Genomic DNA, 269 nt, shown 5'->3' on the forward strand with positions numbered 1-269 from the left:
CGGCGTGGCGGAGACCGGTGTGGTTGGGGCCGACACCGGCGTCGGAGTGGCGACAGGCGCGGGCGGAACCGCATCCCGCGCGCGGGTCTGATCGTCGTGCCGCGACACCGGCTTAAGCGCGCGCCGAAACACCAGCACATTATGCCAGACGGTCGTGCGGCTGGTCAGGCCGCTGCGCTCTTCGCTTGGCAAGGTCTCGGCGCGCAGATATTCCCAGCCCTCGGATGCCATGTCATTCAGCACGCCGGTCAGCGTGAAGGCAAAGCGCT

General features: G+C 68.4%; 1 protein-coding gene. It reads right to left on the bottom strand.

Annotated elements, in window-relative coordinates:
* Positions 1-269: hypothetical protein (locus tag RMT89_RS43260; protein WP_315889238.1), on the bottom strand; the 269-nt coding region annotated here is incomplete at both ends.

The organism is Streptomyces sp. P17, from assembly GCF_032436805.1.
Classification (GTDB): Bacteria; Actinomycetota; Actinomycetes; order Streptomycetales; family Streptomycetaceae; genus Streptomyces.